This is a genomic window from Streptomyces sp. WMMC500, from assembly GCF_027497195.1.
Taxonomy (GTDB): domain Bacteria; phylum Actinomycetota; class Actinomycetes; order Streptomycetales; family Streptomycetaceae; genus Streptomyces.
In genome coordinates, this window is sequence record NZ_CP114905.1 from 4,989,201 (window position 1) to 5,012,955 (window position 23,755).

Consider the following 23,755-nt stretch of genomic DNA (forward strand, 5'->3'; position numbering starts at 1 on the left):
TACATTCCCGTGAGTGTTCCCGTCTGCCACGGTGGGCAGGCCTGTCAGCCAGGGACCAGCGGGACGAAGCCGTACGGGAGGCATCGGCAATGAGTGGGGATTCCGGGACGGTTGCGGGGCGGTTCCGGCTGCTGGGCCACCTGGACTCGGGGAACATGGGCGAGGTCCACCGCGCCGAAGATCTGGATGCACCCGAGGGCTCGCCCGCACGCGTCGTCGCACTGAAGCTCATCCGTCGCCGCCGCTCCGGCACGCTGGTGCAGACGCAGGCCGATCCGCACGCGGTGGCGAGATTTGCGCGTGAAGTGCGCATCATGCGTCTGCTGAGCCACCCCAACCTGCCCCGCACCATCGACGGGGGAGTGGACGAGGCCAACGGTGATCTGCCCTACCTCGCCATGGAGTTCCTTGACGGGTACCCGCTCGCCGACCTCATAGACGAAGAGGGCCAGTTACCGGTCTCATGGACCGCCGCCATCGGCGCGCAGATAGCCGACGGTCTGGCAGCCGCCCATACCTCCGAAGTGATCCACCGGGACCTCAAGCCCCGCAACGTGATGCTCACCCGCGGAGGCGCGGTCAAGGTCCTCGACTTCGGGATCGGCCGCATCGTCGACGACCCTGACGGCACCAGGCTGACCAGCACGGGAGCGACTGTCGGCACGGCCCGCTACATGGCGCCGGAACAGTTCGAGGCCAGCCTCGTCACTCAGGCCGCGGATCTGTACGCGCTCGGGTGCGTACTCCACGAGATGCTTCTGGGGAACCCGCCCTTCGTGGGCAACAGCGACTTCGACTTCCGGGACAAGCATCTCCACCAGGAGCCGACTCCGGTGCGGTTGCTTCGCCGGGACGTGCCGGAGGCGCTGGCCCGCCTGGTGGACCTCCTCCTCGCGAAGAACCCCGCCGACCGCCCGGCCGACGCCGTCGCCGTACGGGAGGCGCTGCTGCCCTTCGTGACGGACGTCGTCCCGCTCTCCGTCTGGCAGGACTTCGACCCGGTGAAGTGGCTCCTGCGGCCGGCCGGGGACGCCGTCGGGGCCGTCACGGAGAAGTCCTCCGGGCCGACGGCCCCCGAGCCGGCGAAGCGGCCTCTGTCAGGTTCCGCCATGGACGTCTTCGGTGTGCACACGAAGCTCATCAACGACTACCGCTCCTTCACCGAGGGCGGCACGGTGATCCGCGACGAGCGCGTCCGGGATTTCGTGAAGAGGGACCTCGACGCCAAGTCGCAATGGCCCAACCCCTGGCTGTCGCTCAACCCCTTCTTCGCCTCGTCCGGGACCGTCGCCGAACTGGCCGCCCAGAACGTCCTGCACGGTGAGTGCGCGAAGATCTTCCAGGCGGGTAAGGCCGAGGACTCCACCGTCTGCGACGGCCGCCCGCTCACTCTGCACCGCCACCAGCGTGCGGCGATCGACGCGGCGGCGGCCGGCGTCTCCTACGTCCTGACCACCGGCACCGGTTCGGGGAAGTCCCTCGCCTACATGGTCCCGATCGTCGACCGGGTGCTCAGGGAACGGCAGGAGGCCGGGCCAGACGCCCCCCCCGGACGGGTACGGGCCATCATCGTCTACCCGATGAACGCCCTCGCCAACAGCCAGGTCAAGGAGCTGGAGAAATACCTGCGCAACGGGTACGGCGAGGGCAAAGAGCCCGTCACCTTTGCCCGCTACACCGGCCAGGAGGACGACGAAACCCGCCGCCGGATCCGCCAGAACCCGCCGGACATCCTCCTCACCAACTACGTGATGCTGGAACTGATGCTCACCCGGCCCGACGACCGCGACAGCCTCGTGGCCATGGCCGAGGGGCTCCGGTTCCTCGTCTTCGACGAACTGCACACCTACCGCGGCCGGCAGGGCGCGGACGTGGCCCTCCTCATCCGCCGGGTGCGCGACGCCTGCCGCGCCGACGACGTGCAGTGCATCGGCACCTCCGCAACGATGTCCACCGAAGGCAGCCTGGCGGACCAGAAGAACGTGGTGGCCGACATGGCCACCAAGCTCTTCGGTACGAAGGTCAGCCCCGACCACGTCATCGGTGAGACCCTCGTCCGGGCCACCGGCGAGCCCCCTTCCGCCGTGCCGACCGAGCGCCTGGCGGGAGCCGCCGCACCGAGCGCCTACGCCGACCTCGTGACCGATCCCCTCGCGCGCTGGATCGAGACGTACTTCGGCCTCGGGACCGACGACGCCACAGGGCAACTCGTACGGCAGAAGCCCGGAAGGATCGAGGACGCCGCCGCCGAGCTGGCACAGCAGAGCGGCGTCGAAGAAGAGCGGTGCGCGGACGCCTTGCGGGAAACGCTGGAAGCGGGCTCGCAGGCGTACCACCCCGTCACGGAACGCCCCCTGTTCGCTTTCCGGCTCCACCAGTTCCTGTCCAAGGGCGACACGGTCTACGTCACCCTGCAGAGCAAGGCCGACCGCCACGCCACCCGTGACTACCAGCGGGTGCGGCCCGGCACCGACGGGCATGTCCTGATGCCGCTCGCCTTCTGCCGCGAGTGCGGTCAGGAGTACCTCACCGTGTGGCGTACGGAGAGGGACGGAGAGATCCGCTACGAACCGCGCCGCGACACCGCCGCCACCGGGGGCCGGGCAGGCGACGGCTACCTCTACATCGATACCGACCGCTGGCCGGACAGCGCCCCCTGGCCCCGCACCTCGGAAGAGGCCATCGCCGACCGGCGGCTGCCCGAGTCCTGGCTGGAGATCGACGACAAGGGCCAGGAGGTCGTCAAGAAGTCCTACCGCGACCGGCTGCCGCGAGCCGTCACCGTCGATCCGTACGGCAACGAGTCCAAGGGCGAGCTGCACGCGGCGTTCATCCCCGCTCCGTTCCTCTTCTGCCTGCAGTGCTCGGTCGCGTACGAGCAGACCCGCGGCAAGGACTTCGCCAAGCTGGCCACCCTGGACCAGGAAGGTCGCTCCTCGGCGACCTCGCTGATATCCGCGTCCGTGGTGCGTTCCCTGGACAGCGTGCCGGAAGCGGCGCTCCCCAAGGAGGCCCGCAAACTCCTCACGTTCGTCGACAACCGCCAGGACGCCTCTCTCCAGGCCGGTCACTTCAACGACTTCGTTCAGGTCACCGAGTTACGGGGAGCGCTGTACCGGGCCGTCGTCGACGCGGGACCGGACGGCATCCAGCACGAGGAACTGACGTCCCGGGTCGCCAACGCCCTCGCCCTGGAACCCTCCGTCTACACGGGCGAAAGCGATCTGCCACCGCGCCTGGCGGCTGCCGCGGCCAGGACCCTGCGGGACGTGATCGCCTTCCGGCTCTATCTCGACCTGGAGCGCGGCTGGCGCGTCACCATGCCGAACCTGGAGCAGACGGGACTCCTGGAGATCGACTACGCCGACCTTCCCTGGGTCGCGGAGCGGGAGACCTGCTGGGCGAAGGCCCACCCGTCGCTGCGCGGCGCCGACGCCTCGCTGCGGGCCGAGATCATGAAGGTGCTGCTCGACGAGATGCGCCGGTCCCTCGCCATCGACGTGCAGTACTTCCGCGACGACTTCGACTCGCTCCAGAGCGCCAGCGAGGAACGGCTCGTCGACCCCTGGCGGCTCTCCAGGAGCGACAGCCCTACGGTCGCCACGGCGTACCCTCAGCCCTCCAAGCCCGGCATGGACCGCACGGGCCTGTTCCTCTCCGCGCGCGGCAAGTACGGGAAGTACCTCCGCCGTACCTACCGGGGGTTCCGAGACGACCTGGACCACGCCGAACTCCAAACCGTCATCGAGGATCTGCTCAAGGTCCTCAGGAACGCCGGACTCGTGACCGAGCTGTCCGTGGCACCGCAGCGGGCCCGGTACGTCCGCAGGCCCCCGGCGACCGCCACCGGCTACCGGGTGTCCGCCGCCGCCATCATCTGGCGGGCCGGCACCGGTGAGACCGGGGCCCACGACCCCCTCACCCGTACGTACGCCAGCGGCGACGGGCCGCGCGTCAACGCCTTCTTCCGCCAGCTCTACCGCGAGGCGGCAGACGGCCTCTCCGGCCTGCTCGCCCGCGAGCACACCGCCCAGGTCGCCCCCGCCGACCGGCAGCAGCGGGAGGAGGACTTCGGCAAGGCGGATCTCAAGCTGCTCTACTGCTCCCCGACGATGGAACTGGGCGTCGACATCTCCTCGCTCAACGCAGTCATGATGCGCAACGTCCCTCCCACGCCGGCCAACTACGCACAGCGCAGCGGCCGTGCGGGGCGAAGCGGCCAGCCCGCCCTCGTCACCACGTACTGCGCCACCGGCAACAGCCACGACCAGTACTACTTCCGCCGTTCGCACCGGATGGTCGCCGGTGCCGTCGCCCCGCCCCGCCTGGACCTCGCCAACGAGGACCTGGTCCGCTCCCACCTCCAGGCCATCTGGCTCGCCGAGGCCGGCCTCACGCTGGGCCGCGCGATACCGCAGGTCCTCGACATCGCCCACCACGAGTCGTCGGGCCGGCCGACCCCCGGACTCGACCTCCTCGACGACATCCGGACCGCCTCCCACGACCCCGGCGCACAGGCTCGCACAGTCGCCGCGGCCCGGCGCGTCCTCGGCCCGCTCCTGCCCCGCTTCGGAGAGACGACCTGGTGGGACGAGAGGTGGATCGAGGACGCGGTACGCAGGGCCCCGCGCGACTTCGACCGGGCCTTCGACCGCTGGCGCGACCTCTACCGCTCGGCCCTGGTCGACCAGTACGTGCAGAACAAGAGGGTTCTCGACCACACGCTGACCGAGAAGAGCCGGCGTGACGCCTTCCGCCGCCGTACGCAGGCGGAGACGCAGCTCAACCTGCTCAAGAACGAGAGCGCGGACAACCGGTCCGTCCTGTCCGACTTCAATCCGTACCGCTACCTGGCGTCCGAGGGCTTCCTGCCCGGCTACTCGTTCCCCCGGCTGCCGCTCGCCGCCTACATTCCCACGCGCGGCGGGCGTCAGGGCGACGGCGACTACCTCCAGCGGCCCCGCTTCCTCGCCATCCGCGAGTTCGGGCCCGGCGCGCTCATCTACCACGAGGGCGCCCGCTACCAGGTCACCCGCATTCAGCTTCCGCCGGACTCCACCGGCGACATCTCCACCGGCGAGGCCCGCCGCTGCGCCCACTGCGGGTACCTCGACGAACCCGAGCAGCGCCGGGACACGTGCGAGATGTGCCGGAAGCCGCTGGGCGCGCCCACTTACGGCCTCCTGCACCTGCACACCGTCTACACGCGGCACCGTGAGCGCATCTCCTCCGACGAGGAAGAGCGCCGCAGGGCCGGCTACCGGCTGGAGACGTCGTACCGCTTCCGGCACCATGGCACCCGCCGCGGACGCCAGGACGCCCGCCTCGCGGACTCCGCCGGTGCGCTCGCCACCCTGACCTACGGGGACTCCGCCACGGTCCGTATCACCAACGTCGGCAGACTGCGCGCCAAGGACAACGAGCCGCCCGGCTACTGGCTCGATCCCGCCGACGGGCGCTGGATGAACGAGCGGGACGCCTCCGACGCCTCCGGCGACTCCAGCGAGATGCCCGTCGTCGACGCGGACGGCAAGGAGAAGCGTCGTAAGAAGCGGGTCATCCCGTTCGTCGAGGACCGCCGCAACATCCTCGTCGTCACCCTCGACGAGCCACTGCCGGAACCGGTCGCCCTGACGCTCATGTACGCCCTGGAACGCGGCATTGAGACCGCCTTCGAGCTGGAGGACTCCGAGCTGACCAGCGAGTTGCTGCCACCGGCCGACGGACCGCGCGACCGGATGCTGTTCACGGAGGCCGCGGAGGGGGGCGCGGGTGTCCTACGCCGCCTCCAGGCCGAACCGGGAGCCCTCGCCAGGGCCGCCCGGCAGGCGCTGGCCGTCTGCCACTTCGACGAGCACGGCGAGGACGACGCGGGGCCGCAGTCCGACCGCCCCTGCGCCCGTGGCTGTTACGACTGCCTGCTCACCTACGGCAACCAGCTCCACCACGGCGCAATCAATCGTCACGACGTCACCGACCTGCTGCTGCGGCTCGCGTCGGCTGTTTCCACGAGTGAGAAGCGCGGTGAGACCAGCACGGAACAGCACCTCAGACTCATGACGGCCACCGCCACCGCCGCCCCCAGCTCCGAAAGCGGTCCGGCCGAAGCCGCCGCACCGGTCGAGGCGGAGTTCCTGGACTGGCTCAGGGACCATGGCCTCCGCCTCCCCGACGAGGCGGGGGTCACCGTCTCCGGGGCGGATGCCCGCCCCGACTTCGTCTACCGGATGCCGGGCGTCAACCTTGCGGTCTTCGTGGGCGGCGAGGACGGCCCGGGGCGGGACGAGGACGCCGAGGACCGGCTGGACGTCGCCGGCTGGGACGTCATCCGCTTCCCCGAGGGCGGCGACTGGGAAGCCATCGCCGCCGAACACGCCCACTACTTCGGCCCCGGCCCGTCCCGATGACGGCCCACCCGCACCGCTTACCCCGCCCGGTCACCGAACCGGCCGACACGGCTTTGAGGAAGTCCCGATGACGCGCACCTACACCCCCGGCTCCCTGGTCACCGCCCGCGGCCGGGAGTGGGTCGTCCTCCCCGACAGCGAGCCCGACCTGCTCGTGCTGCGCCCCCTGGGCGGTTCCGACGACGACGTCTCCGCCGTCTTCCCCGCGTTCGAGGAGGTGCGGGACGCCCAGTTCGCGCCCCCGTCGCCCGCCGACCTGGGCGACCAGCGGGCGGCCGGGCTGCTGCGCTCCGCGCTGCGGATCGGCTTCCGCTCCGGCGCCGGCCCCTTCCGCTCCCTCGCGGGCATTGCGGTCGAACCGCGCGCGTACCAACTGGTGCCCCTGCTGATGGCGTTACGCCAGCAGACCGTACGCATGCTGATCTCCGACGACGTCGGCATCGGCAAGACCGTCGAGGCGGGCCTGATCGCGAAGGAGTTCCTGTCCCAGGGCGAGGCCAGAGGGCTGGCCGTGCTCTGTTCGCCCGCGCTGGCCGAGCAGTGGCAGGAGGAGCTGCGCACCAAGTTCGGCATCGACGCCGAACTCGTCCTCGCCTCCACGGTGTCGCGCCTGGAACGCGGCCTGGACCTCGGCCAGTCCCTCTTCGACCGGTACCCGCACGTCATCGTCTCCACCGACTACATCAAGTCGACCCGGCACCGCGACGACTTCGTACGCCGCTGCCCCGACTTCGTCATCGTCGACGAGGCCCACACCTGCGTGGCCGCCGACGACACCGTCTCCACGCAGAACCAGCTCCGCTACGAACTGCTGCGGCGCATCGCGGTGGACACGCAGCGGCACCTGCTGCTGGTCACCGCGACCCCGCACAGCGGCAAGGAGTCCGGTTTCCGCAACCTCCTCGGTCTGGTCCTGCCCGAACTCGCCGACGTGGACCTGGAGACGGACCGCGGGCGGCGGCTCCTCGCCCGGCACTTCGTGCAGCGCAAGCGCGCCGACGTACGCCAGTACCTCACCAAAGAGAGCGGGCTGGCCGACGACAGCCTCGCCGAGAAGACCGCGTTCCCCTCCGACCGCGAGTCCAAGGATGAGAAGTACAAGCTGTCGCCCGGCTACCGGGCGCTGCTCGACGACGCCATCGCGTATGCCGGCGAGCGCGTCCGGGCCGCCGGTGAGCACAGCCGGCGCGAGGCCCGTATCGCCTGGTGGTCGGCGATCGCCCTCCTGCGCTCCCTGGTCTCCTCACCCCGGGCCGCCGCCCAGACCCTCTCGACCCGGTCGGCGGCGGCCGTCGCCGCCAGCGCCGAGGAAGCCGACCGGCTCGCCGCCCCGCTGACCCGCGACTCCGCCGACAGCGACGCTTTGGAAGGACTCGACGCCGCGCCCGGCGCGGAGACGGAAGGCGCCGGCGCCCGGCTGGCCGACCTCGCCGAACGGGCCGCCGCCCTGGAGGGTCCGGAGACGGACCTCAAGCTCGCCGCCCTCATCAGGCACCTCAAGGCGCTCCTCAAGGACGGCTACCACCCGATCGTCTTCTGCCGGTACATCCCGACCGCCGAGTACGTGGCCGCGCACGTGGAGAAGAAGCTCGGTTCCAGGACGGTCGTCAAGTCCGTCACCGGCACCCTCTCCCCGCAGCAGCGTCTGGGCCGTATCGAGGAACTGGCCGCGCTCGCCGGAGAGGACCCCGCCGCCCGCCGGGTCCTCGTCGCCACCGACTGCCTCTCCGAGGGCGTGAACCTCCAGCACCACTTCGACGCCGTCGTCCACTACGACCTGGCCTGGAATCCCACCCGCCACGACCAGCGCGAGGGCCGCGTGGACCGGTACGGGCAGAAGCGCGACAAGGTCCGCGTCATCACGCTCTACGGCATCGACAACGGCATCGACGGCAAAGTCCTCGAAGTCCTTATCGCCAAACACCGTCAGATACGCAAGGACCTCGGCATCTCGGTCTCCGTCCCTGACGAGGCGTCCTCCGGTGTCACCGACGCGATCGTCGAATGGCTCCTCATGCGCGGCCGTGAACCCGAGCAGGAGGGCCTGTTCGGCGTCGAGGCGCTGAAGACCGTGGACGCGAAGGCCGCCGAGCTGGAGAGCCGGTGGAACTCGGCCGCCGAACGCGAGACGGCTTCCCGCTCCCGCTTCGCCCAGCGCGCCATCCACCCCGAGGAAGTCGCCCGCGAGGTCGCCGCCATCCGCGACACGCTGGGCCGCGCGGACGAGGTCGACGGCTTCGTGCGCCACGCGCTGGCGGCGCTCGAAGCACACGTCGTCGAGGCCGGCGACGGCAGCGGGGACTTCACCGCCGAGGTCGGCGGCGTCCCCGCAGGACTGCGCGACGCCCTCGCCCCCGTGGCGGGAGCCGAGGCCGTCGAGTCCGGGTGCCCCATCCCTTTCCGCACTACGGCGGCCGTGGCCCGCGGCGAGGCCGCCCTGGTCCGCACGGACCCCGTGGTCGGCGCCCTCGCGGCCCACGTCCTCGATACGGCCCTGGACGCGGAAGCGCCGGGCCGCCGCCCGGCCCGCCGCTGCGGAGTGGTCTCCACGGCCGCCGTGTCCGTCCGCACCACTCTGCTCCTGGTCCGTTACCGCTTCCACCTCACGCTCCCCTCCAGGCGAGGGACGCGCAGGATCGTCGCCGAGGACGCCCGCCTCCTCGCCTGGGAGGGATCGGTGAAGAACCCGGTCTGGCTCCCCGAGGACAGAGCACTCGCCCTCCTGACTGCGGAGGCCGCCGAGAGCACCGACGACTACTTCCAGAGCAGGACCATGAGCCGCACGCTCGGGCAATTAGGCGCCGTCCAGGACCACATGGCGGACTACGGCGCCCAGCTCGCCGGAGAACTCCACGAGTCGCACCGCCGGGTCCGGCGCGCCTCCGACGAGATCGTGCAGGGCCTGAAGGTGACCGCCCAGCAGCCCGCCGACATCCTCGGCGTCTACGTCTACCTGCCCCCGATCACCGAGAGCGGAGGGACCGCCTGATGTCCGTCACCACACGCAACCAGGTCTTCTCCGCCGTCCACACCGTCGGTGGCCTGCTCCCCGCGGACATGCTCGTCCGGATCTCGGAGAGCAAGGAGGGCAAGGACGTCCCGGGCTCCGGCCCGGCGGACTACCACGTCATCGGCCCCCGCCGCTCCGTACGGGACGAGGCCGAGCGCCACTGGGATTACCTCCTGGGGGTCTGGCGCGAACTGCGCGAGAAGCTGCCCGTCAGTGCCGAGGCCGAGCTGCCCGCGGACGCGACCGGACACGCGATCGGCCAGTGGCTCGAACCGCTCTTCAACGAATTAGGCTTCGGCCGTCTCACCACGGTCGCCTCCGGCGAGTACCGGGCCGACAGCGACCCCGACCGCGTCTTCCCCCTCAGCCACCGCTGGCACCACGTGCCCGTCCACATGGCCGCCTGGAACGCGGTCCTCGACAAGCGGCCGGGCGGCGTCGGCACCGTCCCCCCGCACTCCCTCGTCCAGGAGTGCCTGAACCGGCGCGAAGCCCACCTGTGGGGGGTGCTCACCAACGGCCGGCAGTTGCGCCTGCTGCGCGACTCCAACGCCCTGGCCACCGCCTCGTACGTCGAGTTCGACCTCGAAGCGATCTTCGACGGCGAACTGTTCAGCGAGTTCGTCCTCCTGTACCGGCTGCTGCACGTCTCCCGCTTCGAGACCGGCGAGGCGGGGGCGCCCTCCGTGTGCTGGCTGGAGAAGTGGCGTACCGAGGCGATCGCCTCCGGCACCCGGGCGCTTGACCACCACCGCGACGGCGTCCAGCGGGCCATCACCACGCTCGGCACCGGCTTCCTGCGCCACCCCGGCAACACGGCACTGCGCCAGAACCTCGACGTCGACCGCTTCCACGCGTCCCTGCTGCGTCTCGCCTACCGGATGATCTTCCTCTTCGTCGCCGAGGACCGCGACGCTCTGCTCGATCCCGGCGCGAGCGAAGACTCCCGCAAGCGGTACGCCACCTACTTCAGCTCCGCACGGCTGCGCCGCCTCGCCCTGCGCCGCCAGGGCACCGCACACGCCGACCAGTACGCCGCGCTGCGCATCGTCCTGGACGCCCTGGGCCGCGAGGACGGCCGGCCCGAGCTGGGCCTGCCCGGCCTCGGCGGCCTCTTCGACGACACCGCCGCGGACGCCCCGCTGCGCGACTGCACGCTGTCCAACGCCTCCCTGCTGGAGGCGGTGCGCCACCTCTCGCGCGTACGGGACGAGAAGACGGCGCGCTGGCGGCCGGTGGACTACCGCAACATGGGCTCGGAGGAACTCGGCTCCATCTACGAGTCCCTTCTCGAACTCGTCCCCAAGCACAGCGCGGCCGAGCGCACCTTCGAGCTGGTCAACCGCCTGGGTAACGACCGCAAGAAGACCGGCTCCTACTACACACCGGCCTCGCTCATCGAGACCCTGCTCGACTCCACCCTCGACCCGGTCATCGACGACGCCCAGAAGCGCGGCGAGCAGGCCGCGGCGGCGGCAGGAGAGCCGGACCCGTCGGAGACGGTCGTCGCCGAGCTGCTGTCGCTGACGGTCTGCGACCCGGCATGCGGGTCGGGCCACTTCCTGGTGGCGGCAGCCCGCCGGATCGCCAAGCGGGTGGCGGCGGTACGGGAGAGCAACCCCGAGCCGACGCCGGTCGCGGTGCGCAGAGCACTCCACGAGGTGGTCGCCCGGTGCGTGTACGGGGTGGACCTCAACCCGATGGCGGTGGAACTGGCGAAGGTGTCGCTGTGGCTGGAGGCGTTGGAGCCGGGAAAGGCGCTGGGCTTCCTGGACGCGCACATCAAGCACGGGAACGGGCTGGTGGGCGCGACGCCGGCGTTGATGCTGGACGGCATCCCGAGCAAGGCGTTCAAGGCGGTCGAGGGCGACGACGCGAAGTACGCGAAGGCCCTGGAGAAGAAGAACGAGAACGAACGACGGGGCCAGAGTGGGCTGTTCGACGTGGTGGTGGAGCCGAAGGTCTCCAACACCGTCTTCGCGTCGGGCCTGCGCCGGATCACCAGTGCCCCGTCTGACGAACTGCGTGAGGTACACGCCCAGCAGGCAGCGTACGAGGACTTGCAGGAACAGACGGAGTACGTCCACGCCCGGCATCTTGCGGACGCCTGGTGCGCCGCGTTCATGTGGCGGAAGGCGAAGGACGCGCCGCCGCCGGTGACCCACGAGGTGTTCCGGGCGCTGAGCAACCCGGAGGGCAGCTCGGCGTCGGCGGCGACGCACGAGGAGATCGACCGGCTGCGGGACCTGTACCGCTTCTTCCACTGGCACCTGGAGTTCCCGGAGGTGTTCACGGTCCCGGAAGGCGCGGGGGCGAGGGATGGCGCGGGGGTGGACCCGGCTACGGGATGGTCGGGCGGGTTCTCGTGTGTGGTGGGCAATCCGCCGTGGGACAAGGTCGACTTCGAGGACAAGAAGTACTTCAGTGTGGTCGAACCGTCGATCGCGGCGATCGCAGGGACGGCACGGCGCACGCGGATCGCGGAGTGGGAAGCGGAGAACGAGAAGGCCGGGAACCCGGAGGCGGGGCGGCGGTACCGGCAGGCGCGGCGGATGGTGAAGTCGACGTTCCTCTTCGCGGGTGCGTCGGGGGCGTTCCCGCTGTGCGGCAAGGGCTTGACGATCAAGGGGGTCAACTCCCTTCAGACTGACCAGTTGTTCGCGGAGCGCTTCGCGACGATCGCGGCCCCCCGGAGCCGCTTCGGGTGCATCCTGCCGACGGCCATTGCCACGGGAGCGGGGGCGCAGTACCTGTTCAGCGACTTCACGCGGCGGGGCGCGGTGGCGGCGCTGTACGACTTCGAGAACCGGAAGCAGCTCTTCGTGGGGGTGGACTCCCGCTACAAATTCTGTCTGTTGTCGCTGGTCGGCCGGGAGCTGCGGGAGCCCACGGCTCGCTTCGCCTTCTTCTTGGAAGACCCGACGGATCTGGATGACGCGGAGCGTGTCTTCGCGCTCAGCCCGGAGGAGATCGCGCGCATTAATCCCAACACGGGGACGCTGCCGATCTTCCGGACGCGGCGGGACGCGGATCTTACGGCAGCGATCTACGGGAATCTTCCGGTGTTGTGGAATGACGCGGATAAGGTAGATAACCCGTGGGGCGTCGTCTTCAAGAATCTTTTCAACATGTCCGATGACTCCGACCTCTTCCGGACTCGCGAGGTGCTGGAACGGGAGGGGTGGGAGCTGCATGGCAATGTGTTTATTCGAGATGGTAAGCGGATGCTTCCCCTATATGAGGGCAAGATGGCTCACCACTTCGATCATCGTTGGAACACCTACTACGGCAAGGGAAACGAGGACCGTCGTCGGCTCAGTATTGCTGAGAAGCAGGAAGCCGCCCGTGCCGCAATGCCTCGGTATTGGGTTGAGGAAGAAGGAGATATCCCTACTGTACGGAACGGCAGGGAGGTCAAAGTTCCTGGTGTCGCACGTCGGCTGAAGGAACTCGGCTGGGAACATGAGTGGCTGTGTGGTTGGCGAGATGTCTGCCGTACAACCGATGAGCGCACAGCGATCGCCGCTCTGCTGCCGCTTGGGGCCGTCGGACATACCTACCCGCTGATGTTGCCGCTCATGTCCGCCGATCTTGTGGGCGTTCTAGTGGCGGCCCAGAGTTCCCTCGTCTTCGACTTCGTTAGTCGCCAGAAGATCGGCGGCATCCACATGGCTCTCATGACATGGAAGCAGCTCCCTGTCCCCGCTCCGCGTGACATGGAGTCGCACTCGCCGTTTATCACCCCCCGCTTCCTGGAACTCGCTTATACCGCCTTGAACATGGCCCCACTTGCCCGGGACCTCGACGACAGCGAAGCCCCCTTCCGCTGGGATGAGGATCGTCGAGCGCAAATCCGCGCCGAATTGGACGCCTACTTCTTGCATCTCTACGGAATTAGCCGCGACGATGCGGACTACATTCTGGAGTCCTTTCAGTCGGAGACGGGCGGCCTCAAGAACAACGAGATCGCCAAGTACGGTCACTACCGCACCAAGGACCTCGTCCTCGCCGAGTACGACCGCATGGCCGCCGTCGGCGTAAGCCTCATCACGCCCCTCGTAGACGGCGAGAGCTACACCTCCACGCTCACCCCGCCCCCCGGCCACGGGCCGCGTCACCCCGCCGAGCCGGAGACTGCCTGACGGAGATGGTCCGGGGCAGGCAGGCGATACACGAGCCTGCTCCGGGGGCTACAGCAGATGGTCGGCCTTGCCCGCCTTGATGTCCTGGATAAGCATGCGCAGTGCTTCGCGTGAATCCGTGAGGTAGGTATCCTCTCGGCCAGCTACGGCTATGTACCCATTGCCGTCAGCGTCCGTGCCAATGCGGAAGCAGTTGGAGCTCTCTGCGCAGAACGGTTCTTCCCAGGCGATGTCAGGCACTCTCTGTCTCCCATCAGGCTTTGGCGAGGGCGAGTATGAAGTCTCGGGACTTGCTGGAGTCGAAAGATGCGGCCTCCATCCAGTCCAGTTGCGCACGATACTTGTCGAGTTGGGCTGGTGCGTGAGTGAACCCAGGTCCATGGGCGGAGTCGAGTTGCACCGTGTCGAGCTGGGGCACGACCCCTGTCGCGTAGCTGAGCGCTTGCCCTGCCCCGGGAAATGCACCGGACGAGAACGGTACGACTCTCACGTCCACGTGGCCCAGCTCGCTCATCTCGCCAAGATGGTTCAACTGAGCCCGCATGACCTTGGCCCCACCGAACTCGATCCGCAGCGCTGCCTCGTGGATGTAGGCGGTGTACGAGATCGGATCGCGCCGGTGCAGCACCTGCTGGCGTTGTAGGCGGAGGGCGACGCGCAGTTCGATCTCGTGGTCCGAGAGAGCCGGAAGCGCGGCGTTGCCCACCGCTCTGACGTACCCGTCGGTCTGGAGCAGCCCTGGCGCGTGCAGGAAGACCCCGGCCCGTACCGCAGTGGCATGCCACTCCATCTCGGTGATGTCGAGCAGCCCCGCTGGCAACTGACCACGGTAGGTCTCCCACCAGTCACGCGGCCGAGGCTCAGCCATGGCGACGACCGCCTCGACGTATCGCTCGTCGTTGCAACCGTAGTTCGTGGCGAGCGTACGCACACGCTCGGGAGTGATAGCACGAACGCCGGACTCGATGTTCGAGATCTTCGCTCTGTCCAGACCGAGCAACCGGGCAGCGAACTCGGTGGTTTCGCCCGTGTCGTTCCTCATCCTCCGCAGTTCCGCACCGAGACGCTTCTGACGCTCGCTGGGGATGCTCCGTGGTGGCATGGCGTGATTCTCCCGGGTTCGGCGGCAGGCAGACCTCCCATCGGCCGTCCAGCCGCGAAGGGGGTAGTTTTCTCGACAGAGTGGCAATTGCCACCGCTCATACCCTACCGTAAGTCACGCGAAGCTCACGCAAGGTACTTGAGAAGAGCGTCGCGCGAGCCTGCCCGCATCCTCCTGCCCTGGGAGGGGTGTGCCCGCGCCAGGGAGACGAGCCACTGCCTTGCCGCGTCGCCGAGCTGATCCGTGCCACACCGGCCCTGTCCCGACAACTCACCCGTGCCGCCAACGACACGGCCCACTTCCAGTGTTCACGCCGCCGAACGGAGCCGTCATGCCCGAAAACGCACCGCTGACCCCCGCAACGCCGGAACCAGCCCCCGCCGCAGCCTCGACCGCCCGCCGCGCTCCCGCAGGTCGTCCCGGTCACCAACTGGCCGCAGGCGGCGTGCGGTCCAGCCTGCCCGCGTACACCCTCGGCTCGCCCTACGCGCTCCAGTCGGCATCGGCGATCACTCACTGCCCGCCGCCTCCCCCGGGCCTCAAGGAGCCCTCCGCCTCCCACTTCGCCTACGGTCTGACGCTTCCCTCGGCCACCGGGACGCCGGTGATCGCGCACGACTCGGCGGGGGCCGTCCTCGACGTGCACGGTGTCGAGGACGAACTGATCGACCCGGCGCTCAGCCTCGTCCACGAACTCGCCGTGCACGCCTGCCGCTTCACCGGTGCCGGGGAGTTGGTGCACCTCGTACTCCGCCGCTCCGACGGCGGTGCGCTCCAGGTGGTGGCGTACGACACGCACACCCCGCACCTCAACTCCCGCCTTGCCGGTCAGTGCGCAGAACGCCGCCGGGTCTCTCTCGCGGCGGTTCGTGAACTCACGGAAGCCGGCGGCGGGGAGTGGGGGTTCGCCGCCTCGCATCCGCCCGCCGCCGGCGTGTGCACCTGGGCCACGATCGCGCACGGCGTGCAGGGTGCGTCGGGCGCGGCGGGCGTCGCGCATGGCGAGGTCGCTTGACCGGATGCGAGGCGAACTCTGGTCAGTTGACGTCCGGGTGGGGCGCGGCGCCGTGCCGAACGGAAGGCGGAGAGTAGTACACACAGTCGGATTCACGGCTTCAGAAAGTCTGTTGACGTCGCCAACATGCTTACATCATAATGGCATTGTGAACGGCCCGGCCTTCTGCCGCGCCCCCGGCCCGCCCCTTGCGAGGACCACCGCCATGACCGAAGAGATCCCGCTCCGCAGCCTGATCGCTGCGCGCATCGATGCCGCCGAAGGGTCCGAACTGGCCCCGGGAGCCGCCGCTCTGCTGCGTGACGTGCTTCCGGAGCCCGTTCCGGAGCAGGCCGGGCACGCAGGGCCCGTGTACCTGCGCTCCGTCACCGCGGCCGGCTGGCGGGGTGTGGGCGCCGAGGTCACGCTCGACCTCCCGCCCGGCCCCGGGCTGACCGTGATCGCGGGGCGCAACGGCACCGGGAAGTCGAGCTTCGCGGAGGCCGCCGAGATGGCGCTCACGGGATGCAACGCCCGTTGGGACGGCCCCAACGGCGGCAAGGCCCGCCCGGTGGTGTGGCGGCAGGGGTGGCGCAACCTGCACGAGTCCGCGGCGCCCCGGATCTCCGTGACGGTCACCCTGGGCGGCAGCGCCGCCCCGGTCACGGTCCATCGGACCTGGTACGGGGCGGAGGTGAAGGACGCGCGCACGACGGTGGAGCGGGCGGACGGCACGGAGATGAAGCTTGAGGAGTGCTTCGACCCCTCGATGCTCGACCTCTACCGCCCGTTCCTGCCGTACAGCGAACTGGGCTCGATGGTGGACGGGCCGCTGAGCGAGCTCTACCGGAAGATCTCCACCTTCATCGGGCTCGGCCTGCTCAGCGAGATGGACGCCCGGCTCGCCGCCCTGCTCAAGGAGCACAAGGACGCAGAGGCTCTGCCCGGTCCCCTGCGGACCGCGGCCGTCGAGGCGCTGACCGGTCTCGACGACCCCCGTGCCGACGCGGCCAGGCGGGCGCTCGACGGGCATACCCCGGACGTCGCCCCCGTACGGGACCTGCTCGACCGGGACGCGGTTCCGGACAAGGGCGAGAACGATCGCCTCCGGGTCCTCGCCGCCCTGTCCGGTCCCGACGAAGCGGAGGTTCGGGGGGCCCTGGCACGGCTGCGGGAGGCGGCTGCGGCCGTCGAGGACGTACGGCACTCCGACGCCGAGGACGCGCGCCGGCTGGCCGCACTGCTGGAAAGTGCACTCGAACACCGCCGTCGTTCCGAAAGCTTCGGACCCGACTGCCCGGTCTGCGGCACCGCGGGCCGTCTGGACGAGGAGTGGGCCGAGGAGGCGCGGGATGAGATCGAGCGGCTCCAGTGGGAGGCGGCCGGGGCCGAAGACGCACGCCGGGTCCTCATCGGTGCGCGGCGCGCTGTCCACGACCTGGTCCAGCCGGTGCCCGAACTGCTCCGCTCCGAGGAATCGGACCTCGCGCGGCTGTGGCGCGAGTGGACGCTCTGCCGGAGCCTCACCGACCCCGCCGAACTCGCGGACCGGGTCGGGCACCTCGCGCCGGCCCTGAGCGCGGCCTGCCGGCAGGTCGGAGCCGAAGCGGCTCGCAGGCTCGCCGATCGCGACGCCGCCTGGCGGCCCGTGGCCGTGCGGCTCGCGGAGTGGGTGACGGCGGCGGAGGAGGCGCAGGAGGCGACCGGCCGGCGCAAGGTGGCCCAGGCGGCCCGGACGTGGTTCAAGAAGCTGACGGACGAGCTGCGGAACGAGCGGATGAGCCGCTTCGGCGCCCACGCTCAGGGCGTGTGGACGAAGCTCTGCGAGAGTAGCAGCGTGTCGCTCGGCCGCGTCGACCTGAAGGGCACGGCCCAGCGGGGAAGCGTGCAGCTCGACGTCTCCGTAGACGACCAGGAGGCGCCCGCGTACAGCGTGATGAGCCAGGGTGAACTGCACTCGCTGGCACTGTCGTTGTTCATCCCGCGCGCCACGCACGAGGGCAGCCCGTTCGGATTCCTCGTCATCGACGACCCGGTGCAGTCGATGGACACGCAGAAGGTGGAAGGGCTGGCCGCCGTCCTGAGCGAGTGCGCCCGCCACCGCCAGGTCGTCGTCTTCACCCACGACACCCGGCTGGAACAGGCCCTCACGCACCTCGGTATCAACTCGACGATCCGCCACATCTCCCGCGAGGAGAACTCGCACGTGACCATCGAGGACCGGAGCGATCCCGTCGCGCAGGCGCTCGACGAGGCCAGGGCGGTCTCCCTCGATCCGTCCCTGCCGCAGTCCGTGGCCGACCGGGTCGTCCCGACGATGTGCCGCGCCGCCCTGGAGGCCGCCTGCGTGGAAGCCGCCCGCCGCACCCTGCGGGATGAACGGGGCCACCTCCTGGGCCTCACCGAGTTCGAGAAGCGGGTCTCCGGGCTGGTGCGGACGAAGGAGTACGTGGCCCTCGCCGTCTGCGGGGACGCCTCGGCGGCCCCGCAGACGGCGGTGGAGAGCCTGCACACCGGAGGATGGGGCTTGATCAACGAACTCAACGCGGGCGCGCATCCCGGGCTGCCGACCGTGGACTCCCGGAAGCGCCTCGTGAGGCGTACGGAGCGGCTGGCCGACGCGATCCGGCGGGGGACTGCGGCCACGGCGGCGCAGGGGGGTGCCTGATGACCGACGACGTGCGCGCACTCGTGTCCACCGCCCAGGCCCTGCTGCGGCCACCGGCGGGCACGGCGGAAGCGCTCGGGCCCGGGGTCCGGGCGCGAGCCGCCGCCATGCTGCTGCGCCTCGCTCTCGACCGGAGCCTGGACGACTTCTGGTGCCGTCTCGCCCCCGGCATGACCCGCAACGGCAAGCACCGCATCCTGTGCCTGGAGGCGTACACGGACCGCGGGACTGCCCGGCGCTGGTATCTCACCTGGAACGCGCTCAGCACGGCCTGTCACCACCGTGCGCACGAACTGCCGCCCAGCCCTGTGGAGATCCAGGGCCGCCTCCTGGAGGTCAACGGCCTGCTGGACGCGATCGGCGGGGGCACGGGCTCCACGGCCACTGCCGCCGAGGCTGTGCCGTCTCCCGGCCCTGGACGTGGCCGGCCGATTCCTTCCCCCGGCACTCCCACCACGTTCCTGCCGGGGGCCCGGCACGGGAGCAGCCCTGTTCCGCGGCCCGGCCCGCCGGGCGCCGCCGGCCCGTGAGGGTACGGAGTGCCGGGTTCCCTTCGGCACCAAGCCGTCCCGTCGCAGAATGAACTCATTGATGACGGTCGTGCGACCACGCTCCTTCACCACGGGGGTGCCACGCCGTGCTTCCTGGCCGGAGATCACGGCTTTGACCACACGGAGAGCAGGCATGAGTGAGACCGGGGACGGGCCCCGCAGCCCCGACGAGATGCCCGAGTTCCTGCTGCGTCTGCCCAACGGGGGTGAAGTGGACCGGGCCCGCGGCGTCCTGATGGACGAGGTCGGGACCAACGGAAGCCGCAAGTTCCGCATCCTGGCCGGCTCGCCCGCCCGGGACGCCGAAACGCCCGCCTTCTCCCAGCACCAGCCCCGCCCCGCCGCCGTGCGTGGGATGGCGAAGAAGACGGGCGTGCTGCGTCCGTCCACGCGCTGGCCGGGGTGGCTGGAGATGGCCCAAGACCTCGACTGTGACTCGCCGTCCCAAGCGGCCTCACTACTGGTCGGATCCTCGCGCAACGGATGGACCGACTGGAAGACCGAAGCCGGCGTGCCGCTCTCCGACTTCATGGAGGGCGTCTGGGCCGGCCCCGCGAGGGCCTGGCTCGTACGCGGCAACAACGTGTCCGGAACGGATCTCGTGCAGAGGATGTGGCTTCCCGAGGGACGCGTCTCCCTCGCCGCCCCGCGCATGCGGCAGGGGATCGGTCAGGGAGTCAGCAAGGAGCGTCTGCGCAGGGTCGTCGAGGAGGACTGGGGCACCACCGCCACGTACAACCAGAAACTCGAACTCGTCGAGGAACTGCACGCGTTCTTGTCCCGGATGAAGCCCGGAGACACGGTGTGCACCCTCTCCGGCGGGCGGTTCTACGTCGGTCAGATCTCCGGTGCGGCCGAGCAGACCGCCTCCGACAGCGGCCTGTCCAACCTGCGGCGGCCCGTCGAGTGGCAGGGCACCGGCCATCCGTACGACGTGCTCCCCGAGGAGATCCAGCAGCGCCTCAACGCGCAGTACGACGTGGTGGACCTCACCGCGGTCCAGGCGCACATCGACGGACTCGGCCTCTCCGACGAGGAACTGGTGGACGAGGCCGAGGTGGCAGAGCGCGACCCCGGCGGCACGACGCCTGCGCTCGCCGCGCGCCGCGAGCTGGAACTGCCCGTACCGGAGCAGTCCTTCGCCGACGCCCTGCTCGTGCACGAGCTGGAGTGGCTGCACGGCATCCGCGATCTGCTGTGGGACGAGCGGCAGATCATCCTCTACGGGCCGCCGGGAACCGGAAAGACGTACACCGCCCTCAAACTTGCCGAGTACCTGGCGGGTGGAGCCGAGAGGGTGAAGCTCGTGCAGTTCCATCCCTCATACGCCTACGAGGACTTCTTCGAGGGGTTCCGCCCCCGCGAGGACCCTGACACAGGGGACGTCGCCTTCCGCCTCACTGCGGGCCCCCTGCGCGAACTCGCCGACCTGGCATCTCGCGAGGGCAACCGCCACATCCCGCACTTCCTGGTCATCGACGAAATCAACCGGGCCAATCTGGCGAAGGTCTTCGGGGAGCTGTACTTCCTCCTGGAATACCGCAAGAAGTCCGTGCGGCTCACCTACTCCGGTGACGACTTCGCCCTCCCGCGCAACCTCTTCGTCATCGGCACGATGAACACCGCCGACCGGTCGATCGCACTGGTCGACGCGGCGATGCGCAGGCGCTTCGCCTTCGTCGAGCTGTCCCCCCGCACCGAGCCCACCAGCGGCCTGTTGCGGCGCTGGCTCGACCGCGAGGGATACGACGGCCGGGCGGCGGACCTCCTGGAAGCACTCAACTCGCGAATCGAGGACCCCGACTTCCACATCGGCCCTTCCTACCTGCTGAAGCCGAGCGCGCACCGGAAGGGCGGACTGGAGCGGACCTGGCGGACCAAGATCCTCCCGTTGCTGGCGGAACACCACTACGGGGAGTCCTTCGACATCGAGAAGCGCTACGGCCTCGACGCCCTCTCCCGGTCCCTCGGGGACAGCGGACCGGACGCGGCGGCTTCGTGACGACCGTCGACCTGGACGAGTACGGCGCAGCCGTCACTGTGCCGCTGCCCGCCGTGACCGGCCGGGCACTGGCCGCCGCCAGGATCGTCGAGGCCGCACCCGACCCGTACCTTCCCGGTGATTGGCGGCTGCGCGCCGGCGGCAAGGTCGGAGCGGTATCCCTGAAGACACCCGGACACGATCCCGTCACCCTCCGGATCGCTCCCAAGGTGCCGGTGGCACGGCTGTTCTTCCTCATCGGCTACGCCGCCGATCCTCGCGTTCACCGCGACGGCGAGGTGGGCGTGGCCGAACACGACGAGGTGCTTCCAGCGCTGGCGGAGGGGTTCGAGAGGTCGCTCGAACGGGCGCTGCGGCAAGGCGTTCTCCAGGGCTACCGGCACACGGAGGAGACCGCGTTCGTCGTCCGTGGCCGTATCAGGGAGGCCGACCAGGTCAAACGGCATCACGGGCGGGCCTTCCCCGTCGAGGTGGCGTACGACGACTACCGGACCGACATCGCGGAGAACCGCCTGCTGCGCGCCGCCGCGGAGCGGCTGCTCAGTCTGCCCCGGGTGCCCGACGGCGTACGCCGTCGGCTGCGGCATCACCGTGGCCGGCTGCTGGACGCCGAGCCCTTGAGGCGGGGCGTGCGTGAACTGCCGCAGTGGCGGGCCAGCCGGCTGAACCTCCGCTACCAGCCCGCGCTACGGCTTGCCGGGACGATTCTGCGGGGCTCGTCGGTGGAACACGGAGCAGGGCCGGTCTCCGTCGACGGATACCTCATCGACACACACAAGGTCTTCGAGGACTTCGTCTGCGTCGCGCTGCGCGAGGCACTCGCGGAACACGGCGGACGTAGCGCACTCCAGGCCCGTGGCGTCCGCCTGGACGAGGACGGGAGGGTGCGTATGCGCCCTGACCTGGTCTGGTACGGGGACGGCGGCGACCCGCGAGCCGTCGCGGACGCCAAGTACAAGGCGGAGAAACCCGAAGGCTTCCCGGACGCCGACCTCTACCAGATGCTCGCCTACTGCACGGCTCTCGGCCTCCCGGACGGCCACCTCGTGTACGCGAAGGGCTACGAGCCGAGCGTGACGCACCGGGTGCGGCACGCCGGAGTCCGCATCAACCAGCACGCCCTGGCCCTGGACCGCCCGCCGGGCGAACTGCTGGACGCGATCGCCACCATCGCCCGTTCGATGGTGGCGGACGCGGCGGAGCCGGGCGAGCAGTCCGTCAGGCAGCGTCCTCCGGGGGCAGGAGGGTTCCGTTGGTGAGACCGTCACGGGCGAGAGCGCTCACCTGCTCCGCCAGCCGGGCCACCTCTCCCACGTGTTCCTCGAACTCCCGGAGAGCACGGAATGCGGCGCCGTAGCGGCGTTGCTCCTCCACCGCCATCTGCGGGATGCGCGCACCTTTGACGTCGAGGCGGTAGGTGCCGCTGCTGCTCGTCGAGCGGCGCCTGTTGGCCGTGCTCCGCAGGAACCCCCGCAGGAATTCGGTGTCCAACTGATCGCTGGTGGAGCGGGGTTCGGCATCGGTGAGGTCAACGAGTCCGGCGCGGGAGAGGTCGGCCAGGCTGATGGTCGCACCGCCCAGCGTTCCCGGTCCTTCGCCCGCGGAGAGAGCGGGCAAGAGGGCGGTCAGCAGCCTGAGCCGCTCCTCGACGTTCCGTTGGAGGGCGCGGTACTCGGCGGGAAGGTCCCCGTGCGACGCGTCCACGTAGGCGCTCGGGGTGAGGTCGACGGAGTCGTTGAGGAGATCGACCAGTGCTACGCCGACGGCCTGCTCGGCAGTCGGTTCCATGGAGCCGTCGGGGTCGTTGGCGGTGAGGTCCACCATCCGGACCGAAGAGGGGCTGGCTGAGGCGCCGGCAGGACGGCGCAGAATCCACAGATGCACGGGCTGAGCGTGCGAAGCAACCATGCCCGGAGGCAGCGCAACCACATCCGTGAGGATGCCTCTGCGAACGACCTCGGCCCGGATGCGTCTGCCTGCCCTGCGGTATGCCACGGAAGCTGGCATGACGGCGACTACCCGGCCGCCGGGTGCGGTGTGGGAGTAGCAGTGCTGGAGCCAGGCGAGATCCCCTTCCGCCTTGGAAGGGACGCCCAGCTCCCAGCGGGCGTCGAGGAGAAGTTCCTCCCGGCCCCAGTCGGGCCCGGCGGCCGGGGGGTCACACAGGACGAGGTCGGCACGCAGCTCGGGCCAGCGGTCCTGGCGGAGAGAGTCCCCCGCTTCGACGGCGGTATCCCGGTGTCCCGCGAGATCGGCCCGCGCCTGCGTCAGCTCCGCGGCTGCCGGATTGCTCTCCTGGCCGCGACGTTCCGGTCCGTTCACAGGCCCGACGGAGAGGAGCAGCGTTCCGATACCGCACGCCGGATCGAGAATGAGGGAGCCGGCGGACACCGGCCCCGCGAAATGGCTCACAGCCCTGACGAGGCGTGGCGAGGTGATCTGGTCGGAGCCGGTGCGACGCGAGGAATCCAGAAAACGTTCGACCAGCTGATCCACGACACCGGCCGCCGATTCTTCCCCGGCCAGGCGAGTGGCCAAGTCGGCCAGGTCCTTGTCCAGCGTGGAGGCGTCGTCATACGCCAGCAAGCAGGCGACACCCGCGATACCTGCGACCATGTCCTCGCCGAAGGCACCCCGAAGCGTTTGCCACAGCCGGACGTCGTCCGAGAGGTCCACACCCTTCTGCTGTTTCGCAAGCCAGGAACGGACCTCGGTGAGCGAGAAGAGCGGCGTGGTCGCACCACCGTCCGCAGGAGCGGGAAAGTCGCTGTACCGCCGCCTCCAATTGGAGACAGCAGCCCGCGTCACCCCCGCCAACCTGGCAATCTCTGCTCCTGTGACCAGCGATTCGGCGGCTGGCGGAGTCGAATCCGTCATGC

Annotated in this window: 11 protein-coding genes; 8 read left to right on the forward strand and 3 right to left on the reverse strand. The window is 69.9% G+C overall.

Features of this window, described 5'->3' with window-relative positions; genetic code table 11:
- Positions 1-89: 89 nt before the first annotated feature.
- The 3 genes from O7599_RS21525 (at position 90) to O7599_RS21535 (ending at position 13,559) form a co-directional block, all read left to right on the forward strand.
- Positions 90-6,407 carry a protein kinase gene (locus O7599_RS21525; RefSeq protein WP_281617235.1) on the forward strand — a complete coding sequence of 2,106 codons (6,318 nt, stop codon included), beginning with the start codon at positions 90-92 and terminating at the stop codon, positions 6,405-6,407.
- A 67-nt stretch (positions 6,408-6,474) separates the two neighbouring features.
- Positions 6,475-9,396, forward strand: a complete 2,922-nt coding sequence (locus O7599_RS21530; RefSeq protein WP_281617236.1) for a DEAD/DEAH box helicase — start codon at positions 6,475-6,477, stop codon at positions 9,394-9,396.
- Complete coding sequence (locus O7599_RS21535) at positions 9,396-13,559, forward strand: DNA methyltransferase (RefSeq protein WP_281617237.1); 4,164 nt, start codon at positions 9,396-9,398, stop codon at positions 13,557-13,559. Before O7599_RS21530 ends, O7599_RS21535 begins: the two co-directional genes overlap by 1 nt.
- A gap of 48 nt (positions 13,560-13,607) precedes the next feature.
- Here O7599_RS21535 and O7599_RS21540 read toward each other — a convergent pair whose 3' ends face one another.
- Together O7599_RS21540 and O7599_RS21545 are read right to left on the reverse strand one after the other, a co-directional pair.
- Positions 13,608-13,799 carry a hypothetical protein gene (locus O7599_RS21540; protein WP_281617238.1) on the reverse strand — a complete coding sequence of 64 codons (192 nt, stop codon included), beginning with the start codon at positions 13,797-13,799 and terminating at the stop codon, positions 13,608-13,610.
- Between the two features lie 13 nt (positions 13,800-13,812).
- Positions 13,813-14,661, reverse strand: a complete 849-nt coding sequence (locus O7599_RS21545) for a helix-turn-helix transcriptional regulator (RefSeq protein ID WP_281617239.1) — start codon at positions 14,659-14,661, stop codon at positions 13,813-13,815.
- Positions 14,662-14,992: 331 nt separating this feature from the next.
- Here O7599_RS21545 and O7599_RS21550 point away from each other — a divergent pair, with 331 nt between their 5' ends.
- From O7599_RS21550 to O7599_RS21570, 5 genes are all read left to right on the forward strand, one after another.
- Positions 14,993-15,676, forward strand: a complete 684-nt coding sequence (locus O7599_RS21550) for an ATP-binding protein (protein ID WP_281617240.1) — start codon at positions 14,993-14,995, stop codon at positions 15,674-15,676.
- Positions 15,677-15,881: 205 nt separating this feature from the next.
- A complete protein-coding gene (locus O7599_RS21555; RefSeq protein WP_281617241.1) occupies positions 15,882-18,323 on the forward strand; it encodes an AAA family ATPase in 2,442 nt (813 codons plus the stop codon).
- Positions 18,323-18,853: a hypothetical protein gene (locus O7599_RS21560; protein WP_281617242.1), complete on the forward strand. Its 531-nt coding sequence runs from the start codon at positions 18,323-18,325 to the stop codon at positions 18,851-18,853. The genes O7599_RS21555 and O7599_RS21560 overlap by 1 nt, the downstream gene beginning before the upstream one ends.
- 154 nt (positions 18,854-19,007) lie before the next feature.
- Entirely contained in the window at positions 19,008-20,876 is a 1,869-nt protein-coding gene (locus O7599_RS21565; protein ID WP_281617243.1) for a DUF4357 domain-containing protein, read from the forward strand.
- Complete coding sequence (locus O7599_RS21570) at positions 20,873-22,135, forward strand: restriction endonuclease (RefSeq protein WP_281617244.1); 1,263 nt, start codon at positions 20,873-20,875, stop codon at positions 22,133-22,135. The genes O7599_RS21565 and O7599_RS21570 overlap by 4 nt, the downstream gene beginning before the upstream one ends.
- On the opposite strand, the gene O7599_RS21575 is transcribed toward O7599_RS21570, so the two are convergent.
- Positions 22,095-23,753 carry an N-6 DNA methylase gene (locus O7599_RS21575; protein ID WP_281617245.1) on the reverse strand — a complete coding sequence of 553 codons (1,659 nt, stop codon included), beginning with the start codon at positions 23,751-23,753 and terminating at the stop codon, positions 22,095-22,097. The genes O7599_RS21570 and O7599_RS21575 overlap by 41 nt on opposite strands.
- Positions 23,754-23,755 lie beyond the last annotated feature (2 nt).

Bases quoted from the DNA above. Each gene is read 5' to 3' on its own strand.
- O7599_RS21525 (WP_281617235.1), top strand. From the start codon at position 90: ATGAGTGGGGATTCCGGGACGGTTGCGGGGCGGTTCCGGCTGCTGGGC.
- O7599_RS21530 (WP_281617236.1), top strand. From the start codon at position 6,475: ATGACGCGCACCTACACCCCCGGCTCCCTGGTCACCGCCCGCGGCCGG.
- O7599_RS21535 (WP_281617237.1), top strand. From the start codon at position 9,396: ATGTCCGTCACCACACGCAACCAGGTCTTCTCCGCCGTCCACACCGTC.
- O7599_RS21545 (WP_281617239.1), bottom strand. From the start codon at position 14,661: ATGCCACCACGGAGCATCCCCAGCGAGCGTCAGAAGCGTCTCGGTGCG.
- O7599_RS21550 (WP_281617240.1), top strand. From the start codon at position 14,993: ATGCCCGAAAACGCACCGCTGACCCCCGCAACGCCGGAACCAGCCCCC.
- O7599_RS21555 (WP_281617241.1), top strand. From the start codon at position 15,882: ATGACCGAAGAGATCCCGCTCCGCAGCCTGATCGCTGCGCGCATCGAT.
- O7599_RS21560 (WP_281617242.1), top strand. From the start codon at position 18,323: ATGACCGACGACGTGCGCGCACTCGTGTCCACCGCCCAGGCCCTGCTG.
- O7599_RS21565 (WP_281617243.1), top strand. From the start codon at position 19,008: ATGAGTGAGACCGGGGACGGGCCCCGCAGCCCCGACGAGATGCCCGAG.
- O7599_RS21575 (WP_281617245.1), bottom strand. From the start codon at position 23,753: ATGACGGATTCGACTCCGCCAGCCGCCGAATCGCTGGTCACAGGAGCA.